The organism is Streptomyces sp. NPDC001781, from assembly GCF_053596035.1.
The window spans coordinates 82,254-100,429 of sequence record NZ_JBSFFI010000003.1 but is presented as its reverse complement, the minus strand read 5'-3'; the positions used below and the strand labels follow the sequence as shown (position 1 = coordinate 100,429).

Annotated in this window: 18 protein-coding genes; 13 read left to right on the top strand and 5 right to left on the bottom strand. The window is 72.1% G+C overall.

Annotated elements, in window-relative coordinates; translation table 11 throughout:
- Positions 1–22: 22 nt before the first annotated feature.
- The 4 genes from tsaB to ACWCV3_RS03520 are packed head-to-tail and all read left to right on the top strand — an operon-like array spanning position 23 to position 2,520.
- Entirely contained in the window at positions 23–679 is a 657-nt protein-coding gene (tsaB, locus tag ACWCV3_RS03535) for a tRNA (adenosine(37)-N6)-threonylcarbamoyltransferase complex dimerization subunit type 1 TsaB (protein ID WP_451217768.1), read from the top strand.
- A 17-nt stretch (positions 680–696) separates the two neighbouring features.
- Positions 697–1,179: a ribosomal protein S18-alanine N-acetyltransferase gene (gene rimI, locus ACWCV3_RS03530; protein ID WP_451218228.1), complete on the top strand. Its 483-nt coding sequence runs from the start codon at positions 697–699 to the stop codon at positions 1,177–1,179.
- Positions 1,172–2,269: a tRNA (adenosine(37)-N6)-threonylcarbamoyltransferase complex transferase subunit TsaD gene (gene tsaD, locus ACWCV3_RS03525; protein WP_451217765.1), complete on the top strand. Its 1,098-nt coding sequence runs from the start codon at positions 1,172–1,174 to the stop codon at positions 2,267–2,269. The genes rimI and tsaD overlap by 8 nt, the downstream gene beginning before the upstream one ends.
- Complete coding sequence (locus ACWCV3_RS03520) at positions 2,266–2,520, top strand: hypothetical protein (protein ID WP_451217762.1); 255 nt, start codon at positions 2,266–2,268, stop codon at positions 2,518–2,520. The genes tsaD and ACWCV3_RS03520 overlap by 4 nt, the downstream gene beginning before the upstream one ends.
- Before the next feature lie 266 nt (positions 2,521–2,786).
- Here the strand turns inward: ACWCV3_RS03520 and ACWCV3_RS03515 are convergent, their stop codons facing one another.
- A complete protein-coding gene (locus ACWCV3_RS03515) occupies positions 2,787–3,971 on the bottom strand; it encodes a class I SAM-dependent methyltransferase (RefSeq protein WP_451217759.1) in 1,185 nt (394 codons plus the stop codon).
- Positions 3,972–4,061: 90 nt separating this feature from the next.
- Between ACWCV3_RS03515 and ACWCV3_RS03510 the strand changes: the two genes are divergently transcribed.
- The 4 genes from ACWCV3_RS03510 to groL all read left to right on the top strand — a co-directional run bounded on the left by ACWCV3_RS03510 (position 4,062) and on the right by groL (position 8,024).
- Positions 4,062–4,967, top strand: a complete 906-nt coding sequence (locus tag ACWCV3_RS03510; protein WP_451217756.1) for a polysaccharide deacetylase family protein — start codon at positions 4,062–4,064, stop codon at positions 4,965–4,967.
- Entirely contained in the window at positions 4,964–5,641 is a 678-nt protein-coding gene (locus tag ACWCV3_RS03505; protein ID WP_451217753.1) for a hypothetical protein, read from the top strand. Before ACWCV3_RS03510 ends, ACWCV3_RS03505 begins: the two co-directional genes overlap by 4 nt.
- A 328-nt stretch (positions 5,642–5,969) precedes the next feature.
- On the top strand, positions 5,970–6,278 hold the full coding sequence (groES, locus tag ACWCV3_RS03500) for a co-chaperone GroES (protein ID WP_135783711.1): 309 nt from the start codon (positions 5,970–5,972) through the stop codon (positions 6,276–6,278).
- Positions 6,279–6,395: 117 nt separating this feature from the next.
- Positions 6,396–8,024, top strand: coding sequence for a chaperonin GroEL (groL, locus tag ACWCV3_RS03495; RefSeq protein ID WP_451217750.1), 1,629 nt, complete (start codon positions 6,396–6,398; stop codon positions 8,022–8,024).
- Between the two features lie 638 nt (positions 8,025–8,662).
- Here the strand turns inward: groL and ACWCV3_RS03490 are convergent.
- Entirely contained in the window at positions 8,663–9,436 is a 774-nt protein-coding gene (locus tag ACWCV3_RS03490; RefSeq protein WP_451217747.1) for an SDR family NAD(P)-dependent oxidoreductase, read from the bottom strand.
- A gap of 53 nt (positions 9,437–9,489) precedes the next feature.
- The gene (locus ACWCV3_RS03485) at positions 9,490–10,158 is read right to left on the bottom strand and encodes an MOSC domain-containing protein (RefSeq protein WP_451217744.1); all 669 of its coding nucleotides are present in this window, start codon (positions 10,156–10,158) and stop codon (positions 9,490–9,492) included.
- Between the two features lie 80 nt (positions 10,159–10,238).
- Here ACWCV3_RS03485 and ACWCV3_RS03480 point away from each other — a divergent pair, with 80 nt between their 5' ends.
- The gene (locus ACWCV3_RS03480; protein WP_451217741.1) at positions 10,239–11,138 is read left to right on the top strand and encodes a LysR family transcriptional regulator; all 900 of its coding nucleotides are present in this window, start codon (positions 10,239–10,241) and stop codon (positions 11,136–11,138) included.
- 101 nt (positions 11,139–11,239) lie between these two features.
- Here the strand turns inward: ACWCV3_RS03480 and ACWCV3_RS03475 are convergent, their stop codons facing one another.
- The gene (locus ACWCV3_RS03475) at positions 11,240–11,563 is read right to left on the bottom strand and encodes a WhiB family transcriptional regulator (protein ID WP_451217738.1); all 324 of its coding nucleotides are present in this window, start codon (positions 11,561–11,563) and stop codon (positions 11,240–11,242) included.
- Positions 11,564–11,943: 380 nt separating this feature from the next.
- Between ACWCV3_RS03475 and ACWCV3_RS03470 the strand changes: the two genes are divergently transcribed.
- From ACWCV3_RS03470 to ACWCV3_RS03455, 4 genes are all read left to right on the top strand, one after another.
- Positions 11,944–12,555, top strand: coding sequence for a response regulator transcription factor (locus tag ACWCV3_RS03470; RefSeq protein WP_003948568.1), 612 nt, complete (start codon positions 11,944–11,946; stop codon positions 12,553–12,555).
- A 706-nt stretch (positions 12,556–13,261) separates the two neighbouring features.
- Positions 13,262–13,849: a sigma-70 family RNA polymerase sigma factor gene (locus ACWCV3_RS03465; RefSeq protein ID WP_030811807.1), complete on the top strand. Its 588-nt coding sequence runs from the start codon at positions 13,262–13,264 to the stop codon at positions 13,847–13,849.
- A gap of 133 nt (positions 13,850–13,982) precedes the next feature.
- On the top strand, positions 13,983–15,491 hold the full coding sequence (gene guaB, locus ACWCV3_RS03460) for an IMP dehydrogenase (protein ID WP_451217734.1): 1,509 nt from the start codon (positions 13,983–13,985) through the stop codon (positions 15,489–15,491).
- A 136-nt stretch (positions 15,492–15,627) separates the two neighbouring features.
- Complete coding sequence (locus tag ACWCV3_RS03455; protein WP_030811813.1) at positions 15,628–16,752, top strand: GuaB3 family IMP dehydrogenase-related protein; 1,125 nt, start codon at positions 15,628–15,630, stop codon at positions 16,750–16,752.
- A gap of 61 nt (positions 16,753–16,813) precedes the next feature.
- Here the strand turns inward: ACWCV3_RS03455 and ACWCV3_RS03450 are convergent, their stop codons facing one another.
- Positions 16,814–18,016 (bottom strand): nucleotide sugar dehydrogenase, encoded by a 1,203-nt coding sequence (locus ACWCV3_RS03450; protein ID WP_451217731.1) that lies wholly within the window; start codon positions 18,014–18,016, stop codon positions 16,814–16,816.
- Positions 18,017–18,176: the final 160 nt, after the last annotated feature.

Here is an 18,176-nt window from a genome sequence, read left to right as displayed (position 1 = left end):
GTCGGCGCCGTAGGCTGTTCGCGTGCTTCTGCTCGCTCTGGATACCGCCACCCCCGCCGTCACCGTCGCCCTGCACGACGGGACGGACGTCGTCGCCTCGTCGAGCCAGGTGGACGCCCGCCGTCACGGGGAGCTGCTGCTGCCCGCCGTGGACCGTGTGCTCGCCGCCGCCGGGGTCGGGCTGGACGCCGTGACCGGCATCGTCGTCGGCACCGGGCCCGGCCCCTACACCGGGCTGCGGGTCGGCCTGATGACCGCCGACACCTTCGGGCTCGCCCTCGGCGTCCCCGTGCACGGCGTGTGCACCCTGGACGGCCTGGCCTACGCGGCCGACATCCCCGAGGGCCCCTTCGCCGTGGCGACCGACGCCCGGCGCAAGGAGGTCTACTGGGCGACGTACGCCGACTCCCGCACCCGGCTCACCGGTCCGGCCGTGGACCGCCCGGCCGACATCGCCGAGCGGGTCGCGGCGATGCCCGCCGTGGGCGCGGGCGCGCTGCTCTACCCGGACACCTTCCCCGACGTGCACGAGCCGGAGCACGTGTCCGCCGCCGCGCTCGCCTCGCTGGCCGCCGCGAGACTGGCCGCCGGGGAGGAGCTGGACGAGCCCCGCCCACTGTACCTGCGCAGGCCCGACGCCCAGGTGCCGAAGAACTACAAGGTGGTCACCCCCAAGTGACGGCGACGCTGCGCGAGATGCGCTGGTGGGACATCGACCCCGTCCTGGAGCTGGAGAAGGACCTGTTCCCCGAGGACGCGTGGTCGAGGGGCATGTTCTGGTCCGAGCTGGCCCACGCCCGCGGGGACGGCGCCACCCGCCGCTACCTCGTCGCCGAGGACGGCGGCCGGCTCGTCGGGTACGCCGGACTCGCCTCCTCCGGCGACCTGGGCGACGTCCAGACCATCGCCGTCGCCCGTGACCAGCAGGGCACCGGCCTCGGCGCCCGGCTGCTGACCGAGCTGCTGCGGGCCGCGACCGCCTTCGAGTGCGCCGAGGTGATGCTGGAGTGCCGGGTGGACAACACCCGTGCCCAGAAGCTCTACGAGCGCTTCGGCTTCGCCCCCATCGGGTTCCGGCGCGGCTACTACCAGCCGGGCAACGTGGACGCCCTGGTGATGCGCCTGACCGACCCCTCTTCCTCCCTGGAAGACGTACAAGGAACCGAGATCAATGGCTGACGAACCCCTCGTCCTCGGCATCGAGACCTCCTGCGACGAGACCGGCGTCGGCATCGTCCGCGGCACCACCCTGCTGGCGGACGCCGTCGCCTCCAGCGTCGACGAGCACGCCCGCTTCGGCGGTGTCGTGCCCGAGGTCGCGTCCCGCGCGCACCTGGAGGCGATGGTCCCGACCATCGACCGCGCCCTGAAGGAGGCGGGCGTCACCGCCCGCGACCTCGACGGAATCGCGGTGACGGCCGGCCCCGGCCTCGCGGGCGCCCTCCTGGTCGGCGTCTCCGCCGCCAAGGCGTACGCCTACGCCCTCGGCAAGCCGCTCTACGGCGTGAATCACCTCGCCTCGCACATCTGCGTGGACCAGCTGGAGCACGGCCCGCTGCCCGAGCCGACCATGGCCCTGCTGGTCTCCGGCGGCCACTCCTCGCTGCTGCTCTCCTCGGACATCACCTCCGACGTGCGGCCGATGGGCGCGACCATCGACGACGCGGCCGGAGAGGCGTTCGACAAGATCGCCCGCGTGCTGAACCTGGGCTTCCCCGGCGGCCCGGTCATCGACCGCTACGCCCGCGAGGGCGACCCGGCGGCCATCGCCTTCCCGCGCGGTCTGAGCGGCCCCCGCGACCCCGCCTACGACTTCTCCTTCTCCGGCCTGAAGACCGCCGTGGCCCGCTGGATCGAGGCCAGGCGCGCGGCGGGCGAGGAGGTGCCGGTGCGGGACGTGGCGGCGTCCTTCCAGGAGGCCGTGGTGGACGTGCTGACCCGCAAGGCGGTGCGCGCCTGCAAGGACGAGGGCGTGGACCACCTGATGATCGGCGGAGGTGTCGCGGCCAACTCCCGGCTGCGGGCACTGGCGCAGGAGCGCTGCGAGGCGGCCGGCATCCGGCTGCGCGTGCCGCGCCCCAAGCTGTGCACGGACAACGGTGCGATGGTGGCCGCGCTCGGCGCCGAGATGGTCGCCCGCAACCGGTCCGCCTCCGACTGGGACCTGTCCGCCGACTCCTCGCTGCCGGTCACCGACCCGCACGTGCCCGGCAACGGGCACAGCCACGACCACGTGCACGAGGTCAGCAAGGAGAACCTGTACTCGTGAGCGTCGCCCTGATGTGGGAGGCGAAGGCCGCCGAGGGCCGGGGCGGGGAACTCCTCGCCTGGGCCCGCGCCCAGCGGCTCGACAAGAGCCCACTGCGCCGCGAGACCTTCCGCGCGCCGGGCGACCGGGTGCTGGTCATCACCTGGTGGGACGCGGCCTACGACGCGGACGTGCCGGAACTCCCGGCGCCGGACGCGGAGCTGGTGTCGCGGCCGGTGCACCGCTGGCGGTTCGAGCGCGTCGACGACTGAGGGGCCCGAGGGGCCTGGCACGGCTCGGGTGGCGCACCTCCGCGATCACGCGCTATGATCATCACACAGCGAACGGCCGGAACAACTCCGGTACGAACGCCGCGCGTTGGTGGTCCAAGTCAAGACGCCCCGCTTCCTGCGGGGAAATGCAGGTGCAATCCCTGCCCAGCGCTCCAGTACGAAGGCCGCTCCGGTTCTGACCGGAGCGGCCTTCGCCGTTCCCCGTCCGCTCGCCCCACCGGGGCCGCCAGGGCCCCTCCTCCGGATCAGGCCGGGTGCCCGATCAGCATCGTCGGCGCTCCCGCCACGCGGGTCATGAACACGGTCGCGGCGTGGGGGCCCTGCGGCTTGACCTTCCGCCGGAGCTCCTCCGGCTCCACCGCCGAGCCGCGCTTCTTCACGGTCAGGTTGCCGACCCCGCGCTCCCGCAGCAGCGCCTTCAGCTTCTTGACGTTGAAGGGCATCCGGTCGGTGATCTCGTAGGCGGTGGCGTACGGGGTCGGGCGGAACTCGTCGGCGGTGACGTAGGCGATCGTCTCGTCCAGCAGACCGCCCTGAAGCTCCTCGGCGACCTCCGCGACCAGATGGGCCCGGATCACCGCCCCGTCCGGCTCGTACAGGTACCGGCCGGGCGGGCGGACCGCCGGGTCGGGCAGGCCCCGGCCCCGGAGGATGCGCGGGCCGGGGAGGAGGGTGGCACGGACACCGCCCGGCGCCTCGGTGCCGAACCAGAGGACGGCCTCCTTCACGTCTCCGGCGTGCGAGATCCACTCGGCCTCCGCCTCGGCGGGGACCGCCTCGTGCGGGATGCCGGGTGCGATCTTCAGGGCGGCCCGAGGCGCGGCGAGCGCGGTGGCCACGGCCCAGGACAGGGGCGGCGAGTACGCCTCCGGGTCGAAGACGCGGCCGCGTCCGCCGCGCCGCGCGGGGTCCACGAACACCGCGTCCCACCCGGCGGTGTCCACCTCGGTGACGTCGGCCTCGCGCACCTCGATCAGGTCGGCGAGCCCCAGCACCTCGGCGTTGGCCCGCGCGACGGCCGCGGTCAGCGGGTCCCGGTCCACCGCGAGCACCCGGATGCCCGCGCGGGCCAGCGCGAGCGCGTCGCCGCCGATCCCGCAGCACAGGTCGGCCACCGAGGAGACGCCGAGCGCCCGCATCCGCTCCGCGCGGTACGCGGCCACGCCCGCCCGCGTCGACTGCTCGACCCCGTTCGGCGTGAAGAACATCCGCCGCGCGTCCTCGGCCCCGAACTTGGCCTCCGCCCGCTGCCGCAGCCGGGCCTGGCCGAGCGCGGCCGACACCAGCCCCGCCGGGTGGGTGCGGCGCAGCCGGGTGGCCACGGCGAGTTCGTCGGCCGGCGCGGTGCCGCGCACCTCGTCGAGGAGGGCCCGGCCCTCGTCGGTGCGCAGCGCGTGGAATCCCTGGAGGGCGGAGAGCTGGTCGTTCACCGGCTCATTGTGGGCCACCCGGTGGACCGCGCGCCCCCGGCGGCGGTGTCGGGCCGGGATCCGGGCCGCGGGCTGCCAGGATCCGACACCATGCGACACGTAGGACAAAATTATAAATACCGGGCAAGTTCCCGGACGCTTGCCGTGCGCAGCTCCGTCGCCGCGCTGACCACCGCCGCCGTACTCGCCGGCTGCTCCGGCCCCGGCTCCGCCCCCGCCGGACAGGGCGGCCCCGCCAAGGCCCCCGACGCCGCCTCGGCCCGCCTCGCGGAGCAGCGCCGCATGGTGGCGGCGGCCCGCAAGTGGCGGCTCGAACAGGTCCCGCTCACGGCCCCGGCCCCGCCGAAGGTGAAACCGAGGATCACCGCCCGCGCGGGCTTCGAGGTGAACCACCAGGAGGACGAGAACCTCCCCCCGGTCTTCACCACCGTCCCCACCGACAAGAAGATCGTCTTCCTCACCATCGACGACGGGGCCGAGAAGGACCCCCGGTTCCACCAGATGATGCGGGAGCTGAAGGTCCCGTACACCGCCTTCCTCAGCGACTACCTGGTGAAGGACGACTACGGCTACTTCCGCGAGAGCCAGGCGTACGGCAACACGCTCGACAACCACACCCTGACGCACCCGTATCTGCCCGGCCTCTCCTACGAGCAGCAGCGCCGGGAGATCTGCGGCATGCAGGACATCATGGTGAAGCAGTACGGCAAGCGCCCCGAGGTCCTGCGGCCGCCCTACGGCGACTACAACCAGGACACCCTGCGCGCCGCCAAGTCCTGCGGCATCAAGTACGCGCCGATCTGGAACGAGGAGGTCTTCGTCGACCACTGGGAGTACCGCGAGGACGACAGGAAACTACGCAAGGGCGACATCGTCCTCACCCACTTCCGGGGCACCGACGAGTGGGACGGCACGATGGTCGACGACATGCGCCGCTTCCTCGACAAGGTCACCCGCGAGGGATACGCCGTGGCACGCCTGGAGGACTACCTGTGAGGCGCGGGGCGCGGCCGGCCGTCCGCGCGGTACGGGCCGTCGCGCTCGCCTCGGCCGCCCTGCTGCTCGCCGGCTGCGCCCAGTCGGTCGACCCCATCGAGCGACTCGGCAAGAAGGCCGCGCAGGGCGTCCGCCACCCGGTGCCGGTCTCCGAAGTCGCCTACCGCCACTGGGGTCTGGCGGCCCCTCTCGCCGCCCCGCCCCGCCATGCGGGCCGCCCCCTCTCCCGGCGTGCGGGGACCCGCGTGTGGGACCACGTGGCCACGGCCGACCGGGTCGTCTTCCTCACCTACGACGTGCCGGTCGCACAGGACCGGAGCCTGGCGGCGCTCGTCGGCGAACTGCGCCTGCCGGTCACCGTCCTCCCCCGCGCCCGCGAACGGCGCGGGCCGTGCACCGCCCACGCCCGGCTGCTGCGCGCGCACGCCACCGCGTACGACCCCGCCACCCTGCGCGCGGCCGCCGCCTGCGGGGTCACCGCCCTCGTCCACTGGCGCGCCGAGACCAGCCGCCGGGGCCTCGTCTTCCGGGGCGCCCCCGGACACCTGACCCCCGGCGACATCGTCCGCGTCACCCCGGACCGCCGGGGCGGCCTGGCGGGGCGTACGGCACGTGTGCTGAGAGAGGCCCAGGCAAGGGGCCTGACGGCCGGAAAGCTGACGGACTACCTCTAGGGTCTTTCGTCTGGATCACGCCGGGCCCGCGGGGTCCGGCCCGATCCAGACGAAAGACCCCGGGCACCCCGGACATTCCCGCCTCCGGCGCGGCGCGCGTCCCCGCGGCACGGTCACCCCGAAGACGTGCCGGACGCCGACGCGCCGCACTGCAATTGGCACTCCGCTTGACCGAGTGCTAACCCCGGTCATAGTCTCGGCTCTGGCACTCGCCACACGAGAGTGCCAACAAAGCGACGGGCAGGTCCGGCACCCGCGACGACGGATCGACCTGGTCGCCACCTCAGACAGTCAACCCCGTGAATTCTCAGAAGGGGGAGGTCGGATCGTGACGACCGCCAGCTCCAAGGTTGCCATCAAGCCGCTCGAGGACCGCATCGTGGTCCAGCCGCTGGACGCCGAGCAGACCACGGCCTCTGGCCTGGTCATCCCGGACACCGCGAAGGAGAAGCCCCAGGAGGGCGCCGTCCTCGCCGTCGGTCCGGGCCGCTTCGAGAACGGCGAGCGCCTGCCGCTCGACGTCAAGGTCGGCGACATCGTGCTGTACAGCAAGTACGGCGGCACCGAGGTGAAGTACAACGGCGACGAGTACCTCGTCCTCTCGGCCCGCGACGTTCTCGCGGTCATCGAGAAGTAGTTCACCCCGAAGCATCTGCTTTACCACTGCGCCCCTGGTTCCCGCGACCGTCAAGAAGCCGGGCGGCCGGGGGCGCAGGCACATCCACCAAGAATTTCCGAGAGGGCTCCCGCTGTCATGGCGAAGACACTGAAGTTCGACGAGGACGCCCGTCGCGCCCTTGAGCGCGGCGTCAACAAGCTGGCCGACACGGTGAAGGTGACGATCGGCCCCCGCGGCCGCAACGTCGTCATCGACAAGAAGTTCGGTGCGCCGACCATCACCAACGACGGTGTCACGATCGCCCGTGAGGTCGAGATCGAGGACCCGTTCGAGAACCTCGGCGCCCAGCTCGTGAAGGAGGTGGCGACCAAGACCAACGACATCGCGGGTGACGGCACCACCACCGCCACCGTGCTCGCCCAGGCCCTGGTCCGCGAGGGCCTGAAGAACGTCGCCGCCGGCGCGTCCCCGGCCGCCCTGAAGAAGGGCATCGACGCCGCCGTCAAGGCCGTCTCCGAGGACCTGCTCGCCTCCGCGCGCCCGATCGACGAGAAGTCCGACATCGCCGCCGTCGCCGCGCTGTCCGCCCAGGACCAGCAGGTCGGCGAGCTGATCGCCGAGGCCATGGACAAGGTCGGCAAGGACGGTGTCATCACCGTCGAGGAGTCCAACACCTTCGGTCTGGAGCTGGACTTCACCGAGGGCATGGCCTTCGACAAGGGCTACCTGTCCCCGTACTTCGTCACCGACCAGGAGCGTATGGAGGCCGTCCTCGACGACCCGTACATCCTGATCAACCAGGGCAAGATCGCCTCGATCACCGAGCTGCTCCCGCTGCTCGAGAAGGTCATCCAGACCAACGCCTCGAAGCCGCTGCTGATCATCGCCGAGGACGTCGAGGGCGAGGCCCTGTCGACCCTGGTGGTCAACAAGATCCGCGGCACCTTCAACGCCGTCGCGGTGAAGGCCCCCGGCTTCGGCGACCGCCGCAAGGCGATGCTGCAGGACATGGCCGTCCTCACCGGCGCCACCGTCATCTCCGAGGAGGTCGGCCTCAAGCTCGACCAGGCCGGTCTCGACGTGCTCGGCACCGCCCGCCGCGTGACCGTCACCAAGGACGACACCACGATCGTCGAGGGCGGCGGCAACGCGGCCGACCTGACGGGCCGCGTCGCGCAGATCAAGGCCGAGATCGAGAACACCGACTCCGACTGGGACCGCGAGAAGCTCCAGGAGCGCCTCGCCAAGCTGGCCGGCGGCGTGTGCGTGATCAAGGTCGGCGCCGCCACCGAGGTGGAGCTGAAGGAGAAGAAGCACCGTCTGGAGGACGCCATCTCCGCGACCCGCGCCGCGGTCGAGGAGGGCATCGTCTCCGGTGGTGGCTCCGCGCTGGTCCACTCCGCGAAGGTCCTGCAGGACGGTCTGGGCAAGACCGGCGACGAGGCCACCGGCGTGAGCGTCGTCCGCAACGCGGTCGTCGAGCCGCTGCGCTGGATCGGCGAAAACGCCGGCCAGGAGGGCTACGTCATCGTCTCCAAGGTCAAGGACATGGAGAAGGGCCAGGGCTACAACGCGGCCACCGGCGAGTACGGCGACCTGGTCAAGGCCGGCGTCATCGACCCGGTCAAGGTCACCCGCTCCGCCCTGGAGAACGCCGCCTCCATCGCCTCCCTCCTCCTCACGACCGAGACCCTGGTCGTCGAGAAGAAGGAAGAGGAAGAGGCCGCCGCCGGCCACGGCCACGGCCACGGTCACTCCCACTGAGCGCTGCGCTGAGCCTCCGCTGAGCTGAGCCACGGTGCCCGGCACCCCTTCGGGGGTGCCGGGCACCGTGCGTTCCAGGACGCACTGGTACGGCCCTTGGCCTCGCAGATCAGCCGCTCCTCGGCGCGCACCGCTTCGAGGCCGGTCCAGCGGTCCGCGGGCTCGACCGGCGTCCAGCCCTCGGCGAGCAGCCAGGTGCGGACGCGTCGGTCACTCGGTCCTCGTCGCCGGCCCGGGCCAGGAGATCGTCAGATATGACGGCTAGCCTCACGGGTGCAGGCCTGCACGACGGGGCGGGAGCCGTCCGAAGGCCCTTCGGGAAAAGCCCGTCCAGCACCTCCCACTCCGTCGCCCGGTCCACCGACTCCACCGTGCGGCCGTCCGGCGTCGGTGGGGCGCACGACCGCCACATGGTGCCGCAGCACCCGCCGGCCCACCACGAACGAGCCCAGGCAGTCCTTGCCGACCGACCGGACGGCTCCCGCAGCAGGCCCGGACGCCTCGTGGTCGGGCCGCCCGGTACGTCCTGACTCCCTCAGCCTGCCGCTGCCGCCCCCGCCCCGGCAGCTCCCTCATCGACCCGCCCGCCCGGGCTCACCGCCCGGCCCCTGAAGTCACCCACGTCCAAGGGGGGAACGTCACTTCGGCCCGTACTTGCGTCCCGTGCGGGCGCTGATTCCGCCCAGCAGACCCCGGGGGGCGATCTTCGCCAGGCCCATGAGGGCCTTGTAGCGGGGGTCGGGGATGGAGACGGTCTTGTTGCGGGCGAGGTCGTCGAGGGCCTCGGCGACGAGTTTGTCGGCGTCCAGCCACATCCAGCCGGGGATGCTGTCCGTGCCCATGCCGGCCCGCTCGTGGAACTCGGTGCGGACGAAGCCGGGGCACAGGGCCATCAGCCGGACCCCGCTGCCCGCGAGGTCCTTCGCCGCGCCCTGGGTGAACTGCACGACCCACGCCTTGGAGGCGCCGTACGTGCCGCGCGGGACGAAGGCCGCCACGGAGGCGACGTTCACCACGCCGCCCCGGCCGCGCTCGCGCATCGCCTCGGTCGCCGCCGAGGTCAGCCGCAGTACCGCCTCGCAGTGGACCTTGAGCATCCGCAGCTCGTCGGCCATGGAGACGTCGAGATAGCGGCCCTTGTTGCCGAAGCCGGCGTTGTTGACCAGCAGGTCGACCGGGTGCCTGCGGTCACCGAGCCGCTCGGCCACCGCCTCGATGCCCTTGTCCTCGGCGAGGTCGGCGGTCAGCACCTCCGCCTCGATGCCGTGCCGGTCGTGCAACTCGGTCGCCTGCTCGCGCAGCCGCGCCGTGTCGCGCGCCACCAGCACCAGGTCGTGCCCGTCCGCCGCCAGCCGTCGTGCGAACGCGGCGCCGATGCCCGCGGTCGATCCCGTAATCAGAGCCGTTGTCATGACCCAAGCCTAGTGACCCGTGCCGACGGCGCCCGGCCCGTCGTGACGGCCGCTCAGCGCGCCTGGTCCGCCAGGTACTTGCGTACCAGGGCCAGCGTCTCGCCGTGCAGCGCGTCGCCCGCCGCGAGCAGCGAGGGAAGCAGGTGGCGCTCGGTGGTCACCGCGCGGAACTGCGTCGCCGCCGTCACCCCGTGGTCCGGCCGGTACGTGATCTCCACCGCGTCCCCCGCCCGTATCTCGCCCGGCTCGATCACCCGCAGGTAGGCACCCGTGACGGCCTTCCGGGTGAACCTCTTCACCCAGCCCCGCTCGGCCATGTGGCCCTGGAACGTACGGCACGGGATCCGCCCCGACGTCACCTCCAGCACCACCCCGGACCCGATCCGCCAGCGCTCCCCGATCAGGGCCCCGGACACGTCGAGCCCCTCGGTGGTCAGGTTCTCCCCGAAGAAGCCGCTCGCCAGCGACCGGCCCAGCTCGCGCTCCCAGTCGTCCAGGTCCTCGCGCGCGAAGGCGTACACCGCCTGGTCGTCCCCGCCGTGATGGCGCAGCTCGCACACCGCGTCCCCGGCCAGCCCGCTGCCGCCGGCCCCCTTCGGCCCCGGCGCCGCCACCCGCACCGGGCCCTCGACGGGCCGCTTGTCGATGCCCGTCAGACCCTCGGCCTGGTCGGTGTACGGCACGGCGCGGGGTCGCCCCAGATTGACGGAGAGAAGCCTCATGCGCGCACGGTACGTGATCACCACCCAAAGCGTCGACGCGATTTCGGGACCTGATCCCAAGCACCCCTTATGCTCAAGGGGTGATCGAGGCCCGCCATCTCCGCGTCCTGCGCGCCGTCGCCGCCACCGGTTCCTTCTCGGCTGCGGGGCGTGAGCTGGGCTGCACCCAGCCCGCCGTCAGTCAGCAGATGAAGGCGCTCGAAGCCTCCGTCGGCACCCCGCTGCTGGTCCGGGGCGGCCGGGAGATGCGGCTGACCCAGGCCGGAGAAGCCCTGGTCAGGCACGCCTCCGGCATCCTCGCCGGGCTCACCGCCGCCGAGGAGGAGGTCGCCGCCATCGCGGGCCTGCGCGCGGGCCGGGTCCGGCTGGTCTCCTTCCCCAGCGGGACCTCCACCCTGGTCCCCACCGCGCTGGCCGCCCTGCGCGCCGCCCACCCCGGCACCCGCGTGTCTCTGGAGGAGGCCGAGCCGCCCCGGTCGGTCGGGCTGCTGCGCGAGGGCGACTGCGACGTGGCCCTCGCCTTCCGCTACCAGGGCGCTCCCGCCACCGAGGAGTGGGACGACCTGGTGGTACGACGGCTGCTGACGGACCGTCTGGTCGCCCTGGTCCCCGAACGGCACCGGCTCGCGGGCGCCGAGGCCGTCGCCATCGGGGAACTGGCCGAGGAGCCCTGGATCGCGGGCTGCCCGCGCTGCCGGGGCCGGCTCGTCCAGGTCTGCGAGGGCGCCGGGTTCACCCCCCGCATCGACTTCGCCACCGACGACTACCCGGCCGTGGTCGGCCTGGTGGGCGCCGGCCTGGGCGTGGCCGTACTGCCCCGGCTCGCGGTGGAGTCGGTACGGCCCAGGGGGGTGTGCGTGGTCCGGCTGGAGCCCGCGGTGCACCGGGAGATCGTCGCCCTCACCCTGCCCGACCTGGCCCAGGTCCCGGCCGTCGCCGCCACACTGGAACAGCTCGGCAGGGCCGCTTCGCGCGCCTGAAGCGCCGGGTCGAATCGGACCGGAGCCGATCGGCGAAGCGCCACCAGAGCACGGCTCAAGGGCACGCGGGTGCGTGCCCTGATGAATGCAGAAACGTTCCTTCAGGCGTGGGGGCCGGGGCTCCCGCTTGTGGTGGACACCAGGCGGTTGCGCGCCCGGCCCATCAGCTCTTCGCGCTCGTCCTCGGTCAGCCCGCCCCACACGCCGTACGGCTCACGCACCGCCATCGCGTGGGCCGCGCACTGCGCCCGTACCGGGCACCGCATGCAGACCTCCTTGGCCGAGTTCTCACGTGCACTCCGCGCCGCACCGCGCTCGCCCTCCGGATGGAAGAAGAGCGAGCTGTCCACGCCTCGGCAGGCAGCCAGCAGCTGCCAGTCCCACAGGTCCGCGTTCGGTCCGGGAAGGCGGGAGAAATCTGCCATTACGTGACCCCTTGTAGCCGTTCTGGGCGGATACCTTGCCTTCGACCGTACATCTCCGGTCTAAGGAGATGAAAATATGACTCATTGCGAATCTAGCCTCAGACACTGAGAAATGGCACCAAAAGCGACTAAATGGGTCACAAGTTGTGCGGAAAGTCGGTGGGGCCGTGGCGCCGCGGGCCCTGTGTCCGAGCCCTCACGTAGAGTGCCGAAGTCAGTACGCCGACCCGTAACTCTTTCGGGTGACCGTCGTTGAGAGTGCGGAGGCGGTTGAAAACACAAGTGCTCGGGCAGGCGTCCGAGACGGTCGACCGCACAGGTGACGATTCCGTACCAGCCTGGAGGCTCAAGGTGACGCGCATCAGCTCCGGAGGGCGGTCATGACTTCCGTCCTCGTCTGCGACGACTCCCCGCTTGCCCGAGAGGCGCTCCGCCGCGCGGTTGCGACCGTACCCGGCGTCGAGCGCGTGACGACGGCCGCCAACGGCGAGGAAGTCCTCCGCCGCTGGGGCGCCGACCGCTCCGACCTCATTCTGATGGACGTACGCATGCCCGGACTGGGCGGCGTCGAGACCGTGCGCCGCCTGCTGTCCGCCGACCCGGGCGCGCGCATCATCATGCTGACCGTCGCCGAGGACCTCGACGGCGTCGCCCTCGCGGTCGCCGCGGGCGCGCGGGGCTATCTGCACAAGGACGCCTCCCGCGCCGAACTGCGCGCGACGGTGACGCAGGCCCTCGCCGACCCGACCTGGCGCCTCGCCCCGCGCCGGCTGCGCTCGGCCGAGATGGGCGCGGCACCCACGCTCACCGCGCGGGAGATCCAGGTGCTGGAGGGCATGAGCCACGGCCGCTCCAACGCGGAGATCGGCCGTGAGCTGTTCCTCTCCGAGGACACCGTCAAGACCCACGCCCGGCGCCTGTTCAAGAAGCTCGGCGCCTCCGACCGCGCCCACGCGGTGGCACTCGGCTTCCGCTGGGGACTGGTCCGGTAACGCGTGCGCGGCCGCTGCGCCCGGCCTCGGCCCCGGGGCTCCTGGCGGGCGCCGGAGGGTGTGGGTGCGCGCGCGAGACCGGCCCCGGCGGTGATGCCCGCTGCGGGCGGGCGCCGGGTGGTGCCGGTCCCGGCCGGTACCGTGCCGAGTGTCCCGGCCGGTCCCGGCGGGCCTCGTCGGCCCGGTCGGCCGCAGGCTCCGGCGACGGATGCGGCATCCGCCGCTGCCGGGGGCGTGCTCGTGGTGGGTGGCCGGTGGGCCGCCGGCCCCGGGCCTGGTCCGGCCCTCGACGGTGCGCTTCGTACACGTGGCGGTGCTCACCCGGGTGCCCCGGGCAGGCGCCGCGGTACGGGCCCGCGGGCCGGAGGTGCTCCTCGACCGCGCGGTCCTGCGGACCCTGGGTCGGGGCCGAGCGGCCTCACCGGAGACACCCCTGTTCACAGGCGCCTTCGTATCGGCCACGCCCGGCGCGCCCGTGGCGGAAACGGTTCCGTCCGCGGTCCGCGAGGGACCGCGTGCTCCACGTTTCGGTGGGGATGCCGCATCCTTGAGGTGTGGAGTCTCTCGGGGACAAGTCGAGCGAGCGGAAAACGAGCGGAAGGGGAGGGCGCAGGAGATGAGTGCCGGCGCACCTGCTCATAACGCTTCGGTGCACAACCACGAACGCGATGCCGCGGACGGCGCGGCCGCAAGGCACCATGGACCGATGCGCGACGACGAGGCGGGCACGGCCCCCGGGCCGATCGGCCCCCTGGTGCACCGTGCCGTCGACGGGGACGAGCAGGCCACGCACGACCTGCTCGCACACGTCCACCCCCTCGCGCTGCGCTACTGCCGCACCCGTCTGTCCCGGCTGCCCGGCGACGCCCGGCACTTCGTGGAGGACCTCGCCCAGGAGGTCTGCGTGGCGGTGCTGCTGGCCCTGCCGCGCTACCGCGACACCGGGCGCCCCTTCGAGGCGTTCGTCTTCGCCATCGCCTCCCACAAGGTGGCCGACCTCCAGCGCGCCGCGATGCGCCACCCCGGCTCCACCGCCGTCCCCTCGGACGAGATGCCGGAGCGCCCCGACGACTCCCTGGGGCCCGAGGAGCGCGCCCTGCTCAGCTCCGACGCCGCATGGGCGAAGAAGCTGCTGGCCAACCTCCCCGAGAACCAGCGCGAACTGCTGCTGCTCCGGATCGCCGTGGGCCTGACCGCGGAGGAGACGGGACAGATGTTGGGAATGTCACCAGGTGCGGTGCGCGTGGCCCAGCATCGCGCGCTCAGCCGTCTGCGCGCCCTGGCCGAGCAGTAGGCCCCGGCGTCCCCACGCCGAAATTCGTACGAACATACGAAGCCTGAAGTGCCCCCGTAGCGTGGAATTTGCTCATGACGCTTCCCGTTAGCATGGACATCCGCACCGATCAAGGCCATTTGGGGAAGGTGTCATGACTGCCAACGTCGACGGAGTGCCCGGTAAATTCCAGACACTCGGGCTGACCTACGACGACGTGCTGCTGCTGCCGGGCTCGTCGGACATGGCGCCCGACGACATCGACACCGCCTCGTACGTCTCCCGGAACGTGCGGGTCAACATCCCGCTGCTGTCCGCGGCCATGGACAAGGTGACCGAGTCCCGCATGGCGATCGCCATGGCCCGTCAGGGCGGCGTGGGCGTGCTGCACCGCAACCTGTCCATCCAGGACCAGGCCAACCAGGTCGACCTGGTGAAGCGGTCCGAGTCGGGCATGGTCACCGATCCGATCACCATCCACCCGGAGGCCACGCTCGCCGAGGCCGACGCGCTGTGCGCCCGGTTCCGGATCAGCGGTGTGCCGGTGACGGACAACGACAAGAAGCTGCTCGGCATCGTCACCAACCGCGACATGGCCTTCGAGACCGACCGTGCCCGGCGCGTCCACGAGGTCATGACGTCGATGCCGCTGGTCACCGGCAAGGTCGGCATCTCCGGCCCGGAGGCCATGGAGCTGCTGCGCAAGCACAAGATCGAGAAGCTGCCGCTGGTCGACGACCGCGGTGTGCTCAAGGGTCTGATCACGGTCAAGGACTTCGTCAAGGCCGAGCAGTACCCGAACGCGGCCAAGGACTCCGAGGGCCGGCTGCTGGTCGGCGCGGCGGTCGGCGTGGCCGGTGACTCCTTCGAGCGTGCCCAGGCGCTGATCGAGGCGGGCGCCGACTTCATCGTCGTCGACACCGCGCACGGTCACTCCCGGCTGGTCGGCGACATGATCGCCAAGATCAAGTCCAACTCCTCCGGCGTCGACGTGATCGGCGGCAACATCGCCACCCGTGACGGCGCCCAGGCGCTGGTGGACGCGGGCGCGGACGGCATCAAGGTGGGCGTCGGCCCCGGCTCCATCTGCACCACGCGTGTGGTCGCCGGCGTCGGTGTCCCGCAGGTCACCGCGATCTACGAGGCCGCGCTCGCCGCCAAGGAGGCCGGGGTCCCGGTCATCGGCGACGGCGGCCTGCAGTACTCCGGCGACATCGCCAAGGCCCTGGTCGCCGGCGCCGACACGGTGATGCTCGGCTCGCTGCTCGCGGGCTGCGAGGAGTCGCCGGGCGAGCTGATGTTCATCAACGGCAAGCAGTTCAAGTCCTACCGGGGCATGGGCTCGCTGGGCGCGATGCAGACCCGCGGCGACCGCAAGTCGTTCTCCAAGGACCGGTACTTCCAGGAGGGTGTCGCCTCCGACGAGGCGCTGATCCCGGAGGGCATCGAGGGCCAGGTGCCCTACCGCGGCCCGCTGTCCTCCGTCGTGCACCAGCTCGTCGGCGGTCTGCGCCAGTCGATGTTCTACGTCGGCGGCCGTACCGTCCCCGAGCTGCAGGACAACGGCCGGTTCGTCCGGATCACCTCGGCGGGTCTCAAGGAGAGCCACCCGCACGACATCCAGATGACGGTCGAGGCCCCGAACTACAGCAGCAAGAAGTGACGCACACGCACGTGTGCCGGTCCTGACGAGGGCGGTCCCGGAGCATCCGGGACCGCCCTCCGCTTCGTCGGGACGGCCGCCGGCGGCCCGGTCGGGGATACTGGAAGACGCTGTAAGCATCAGGGAAAGGCATGACGTGACTGAGATCGAGATCGGGCGCGGCAAGCGCGGCCGCCGGGCGTACGCCTTCGACGACATCGCGGTCGTCCCCAGCCGCCGTACGCGGGACCCGAAGGAGGTCTCGATCGCCTGGCAGATCGACGCCTACCGCTTCGAGCTGCCGTTCCTGGCCGCTCCCATGGACTCGGTCGTCTCCCCGGCCACCGCGATCCGCATCGGTGAGATGGGCGGCCTCGGCGTCCTCAACCTCGAGGGCCTGTGGACCCGGCACGAGGACCCCCAGCCGCTGCTGGACGAGATCGCGGAGCTGCCGGCCGAGGCGGCCACCCGGCGCCTCCAGGAGATCTACGCGGCTCCGGTCAAGGAGGAGCTGATCGGGCAGCGCATCAAGGAGGTGCGGGACGCCGGTGTGGTCACGGCCGCCGCGCTCTCCCCGCAGCGCACCGCCGAGTTCTCCAAGGCCGTCGTCGACGCGGGCGTGGACATCTTCGTCATCCGCGGCACCACGGTGTCGGCGGAGCACGTGTCCTCCTCGCACGAGCCGCTGAACCTGAAGCAGTTCATCTACGAGCTGGACGTGCCGGTGATCGTCGGCGGCTGCGCCACGTACACCGCCGCCCTGCACCTGATGCGCACCGGCGCGGCGGGCGTGCTGGTCGGCTTCGGCGGCGGCGCCGCGCACACCACGCGCAACGTGCTGGGCATCCAGGTCCCGATGGCGACCGCGGTCGCCGACGTGGCCGCCGCCCGGCGCGACTACATGGACGAGTCCGGCGGCCGGTACGTGCACGTGATCGCGGACGGCGGGGTCGGCTGGTCCGGCGACCTGCCCAAGGCGATCGCCTGCGGCGCGGACGCGGTCATGATGGGCTCTCCGCTGGCCCGTGCCACGGACGCGCCCGGCAAGGGCCACCACTGGGGCATGGAGGCGGTCAACGAGGAGCTGCCGCGCGGCCAGAAGGTCGACCTCGGCACCGTCGGCACCCTGGAGGAGGTCCTCACCGGTCCCTCCCGCACCCCCGACGGCTCCATGAACTTCTTCGGGGCCCTCCGCCGCGCCATGGCCACCACCGGCTACAGCGAGCTGAAGGAGTTCCAGCGCGTCGAGGTCACGGTCGCGGACAGCCAGCACCGCCGCTGATTCCTCCCGCATCGCCAAGGGCCCGGTCACCTCATCGGTGACCGGGCCCTTCGGTCTGCTCTCAGAGGCGGTGTGCCGCGCCCGTCGGGGTCACTCCCCGGGTGTCCAGCAGGAGCTGGGCCTTCACCGACAGGCCCTGGAGGTCGTAGATGCGGTGGGGCTGGAGGAGGAGGGTGAGGTCTGCGGCGGCGGCGGCCTCGTAGAGGGAGTCGGCGCGGGGGACCGGGCGGTCCAGGACGTGCCAGGCGGGGATGTGGGGGTCGTGGTAGCTGACAAAGGCGCCGAGTTCCATCAGGCGGACGGCGATCTCGTGGGCGGGAGTGCTCTGCTGGTCGGCGAGGTCGGCCTTGTAGGTGACGCCGAGGAGGAGGACGCGGGCGCCGCGGGCGGACTTGCCGTGCTCGTTGAGGAGGGCGGCGGCGCGCTGGACGACGTAGTGCGGCATGCGCTCGTTGACCTGCTGGGCCAGCTCCACCATGCGCAGACCCCGGCTGGCGTGGCCGGTGAGGTCCTGCGGCACACCGTGGCCGCCGACGCCGGGTCCCGGCCGGAACGCCTGGAAGCCGAACGGCTTGGTCTCCGCGCACCGGATCACGTCCCACAGGTCGACGCCCAGTTCGTGGCAGACGACGGCCATCTCGTTGACCAGCGCGATGTTGACGTGCCGGAAGTTGGTCTCCAGCAGCCGCACCGCCTCCGCCTCGCGCAGCCCCCGCGCCCGGACCACCTTGTCGGTGAGCCGCCCGTAGAACGCGGCTGCCGACTCGGTGCAGGCCGGGGTGAGCCCGCCGATGACCCTCGGGGCGGGGGTGTGTTCGCGGCTGCCGGGGTCGGTCCGGCTGGGGGAGTAGGCGAGATGGAAGTCGCGTCCGGCGCGCAGTCCGGAGCCCTGCTCGAGGACCGGCCGCAGCAGCTCCTCCGTGGTGCCGGGCAGGACGGGCGACTCCAGGATGACCGTGGTGTGCGGGCGCAACCGCCCGGCGAGGGCGCGGGCGGCCGCCTCGACCTGGCCGAGGTCGAGTTCGCCGTCGGCGCCGCGCGGGGTGGGCGCGCAGATGACGGCGGTGCGGACCCGGCCGAGCTGGGCGGGGTCGGTGCTCAACCTGAATCCGGTGGAGCGCATCCGGCGCAGTTCCGCGGGGCTGAGCGACCCCGCAGCGGGGCCGGTGGCGTACCCGATGGTGGGGATGCCTGCGGCGACGGCGGCCTGGGCCAGCGGCAGGCCGTAGGGACCGAGTCCGATGACGGCGAGATCTGCGGGCATGGCGTGGGCCGTCCTTCCCGATAGCCGAAGGGGGGATGGTGCGCAAGCCCGGTGGACTACCTGAGCGAGCGCACAGTCAGACTAGGTACAAATATGACCGTTATGTGTGATTGTGTTCGTGTGTCTTCGGGGTGTCTTCGGGCGGATACGCGCAGGTTGT

Bases quoted from the DNA above. Each gene is read 5' to 3' on its own strand.
- tsaD (WP_451217765.1), top strand. From the start codon at position 1,172: ATGGCTGACGAACCCCTCGTCCTCGGCATCGAGACCTCCTGCGACGAG.
- ACWCV3_RS03470 (WP_003948568.1), top strand. From the start codon at position 11,944: ATGACTTCCGTCCTCGTCTGCGACGACTCCCCGCTTGCCCGAGAGGCG.
- guaB (WP_451217734.1), top strand. From the start codon at position 13,983: ATGACTGCCAACGTCGACGGAGTGCCCGGTAAATTCCAGACACTCGGG.
- ACWCV3_RS03465 (WP_030811807.1), top strand. From the start codon at position 13,262: ATGCGCGACGACGAGGCGGGCACGGCCCCCGGGCCGATCGGCCCCCTG.
- ACWCV3_RS03450 (WP_451217731.1), bottom strand. From the start codon at position 18,016: ATGCCCGCAGATCTCGCCGTCATCGGACTCGGTCCCTACGGCCTGCCG.
- ACWCV3_RS03510 (WP_451217756.1), top strand. From the start codon at position 4,062: ATGCGACACGTAGGACAAAATTATAAATACCGGGCAAGTTCCCGGACG.
- ACWCV3_RS03485 (WP_451217744.1), bottom strand. From the start codon at position 10,158: ATGAGGCTTCTCTCCGTCAATCTGGGGCGACCCCGCGCCGTGCCGTAC.
- rimI (WP_451218228.1), top strand. From the start codon at position 697: ATGCGCTGGTGGGACATCGACCCCGTCCTGGAGCTGGAGAAGGACCTG.
- groL (WP_451217750.1), top strand. From the start codon at position 6,396: ATGGCGAAGACACTGAAGTTCGACGAGGACGCCCGTCGCGCCCTTGAG.
- ACWCV3_RS03490 (WP_451217747.1), bottom strand. From the start codon at position 9,436: ATGACAACGGCTCTGATTACGGGATCGACCGCGGGCATCGGCGCCGCG.
- ACWCV3_RS03475 (WP_451217738.1), bottom strand. From the start codon at position 11,563: ATGGCAGATTTCTCCCGCCTTCCCGGACCGAACGCGGACCTGTGGGAC.